The organism is Crossiella sp. CA198, from assembly GCF_052078295.1.
In the GTDB taxonomy this organism is placed as follows: Bacteria; Actinomycetota; Actinomycetes; order Mycobacteriales; family Pseudonocardiaceae; genus Crossiella.
This window is the reverse complement of record NZ_JBQJIM010000068.1, coordinates 1-1,612: the sequence shown is the minus strand read 5'-3', so window position 1 is coordinate 1,612 and position 1,612 is coordinate 1. Positions and strand designations below refer to the sequence as shown.

Here is a 1,612-nt window from a genome sequence, read left to right as displayed (position 1 = left end):
GGCGGGTTCACGTGGTCGTTGCAACACCTCGATCTGAGGGGTTGCAACGACCATGTCGTTTTCGGAGGACCTTCACCAGCACCGTGACACGCTGCTGAGGATGATCGACGCTGGCGTGCCAGTGGCCTCCGCCGGCCAGGCACTGGGGATCACACGCTCACGCTGCTACGCCATCCTGCGTGCCTGCGGCCGGGGCACGGGCACCAGCAAAACAGTGATCACCCAATGGCACCGCGACCAGGTCATGACGGTGTTCACCGAGTCGGGCAACGTCAACCGGGCCGCGAGGACCGCCGGGCTCAGCCACAGCACGGCACGGCGGATCCTCGTCGCGGCCGGGCTGCTCACAGAGGCAACCACCTCGATCAGCAAGCCCCAGGCCAAGGCACGTTTCCTGGAGTTGATCGAGGCAGGCTGGTCCAGTGCCCGTGCGGCCCGGGAAGTGGGCGTGCATCCCCGCACAGCCCGGGACTGGCGTCACAGGGTCCGCAAGAGCGGCAACACACGGGTCTATCCCAGCGGTGTGGTCGTGGACTCTGACACCGGAACCCGGTACGTCACCTCCGTGACCTCCACAGCCGAGACGGTGATCAGCCAACGCTATCTGTCCCTGGATGACCGGCTGGCCATCGCCGATGGACTCATCAACAAGCACACCCAGTCCCGGATCGCGGCCGGGATCGGCCGCAACACCTCCACCGTCTCCCGCGAGGTCGCCGCCCACAGCGTCGAAGGGGTCTACCTCCCCCACCAAGCACACCGGGACGCCGCGGCCGCCCGCACCCGGCCCAAGACCTCCAAGCTGGCCACCGACACCGCGCTGCGCGCCCAGGTCGAGGCGGGCCTGGAACGCAAGTTGTCCCCGGAACAGATCTCGAACAGGCTCGTGCTGGACTTCCCCGACGACGAGGACATGCGCGTGAGTCACGAGACGATCTACCAAGCCCTGTATTTCCAGGCCCGGGGCGGACTCAAACGCGAGGTCGCGCAGGCATTGCGCAGCGGGCGGACCCGCCGCAAACCCCAGAAGCAACCCGGGCAGCGCACCCACCGGTTCATCGACGAGATGGTCATGATCAGCGACCGGCCCGCCGAGGCGGAGGACAGGGCAGTCTCCGGTCACTGGGAGGGTGATCTGGTCATGGGAGAAGGCAACCGGTCGGCCATCGCCACCCTGGTCGAACGGGCCACCCGCTACACGATGCTCGTCCACCTGCCCGAGGGGCACAACGCCGAAGCGGTCCGGGACGGGCTGATCAAGGTCGTCTCGACGCTGCCCGGGCATCTGCGGGGCTCGCTGACCTGGGACCAAGGCTGCGAAATGGCGCGGCACAAGCAGTTCACGATGGCCACCGACATGGCCGTCTACTTCTGCGACCCGGCCAGTCCCTGGCAGCGCGGCTCGAATGAGAACACCAACGGCCTGCTACGCCAATACTTTCCCAAGGGCACCGACCTGTCCGTCCACGGTCCCGAGGACTTGGAGCACGTCGCTCAGGAACTCAACGGCCGTCCACGCAAAACGCTCGGCTGGGCCACCCCAGCCGAGCGTCTGCGTGATCTACTCACCGCCTAAACCACAGCGGTGTTGCAACGACCCCTTGAAACCGCC

1 protein-coding gene is annotated in these 1,612 nt (G+C 66.8%); it reads left to right on the top strand.

The annotated features are described in order from the left end of the window. The first annotated feature begins 244 nt into the window (after positions 1–244). Positions 245–1,576: an IS30 family transposase gene (locus tag ACTOWY_RS44745; RefSeq protein WP_441315690.1), complete on the top strand. Its 1,332-nt coding sequence runs from the start codon at positions 245–247 to the stop codon at positions 1,574–1,576. The last annotated feature ends 36 nt before the right edge of the window (positions 1,577–1,612 follow it).

Coding starts and splice junctions, on each gene's coding strand:
- ACTOWY_RS44745 (WP_441315690.1), top strand. CDS start 245: ATGACGGTGTTCACCGAGTCGGGCAACGTCAACCGGGCCGCGAGGACC.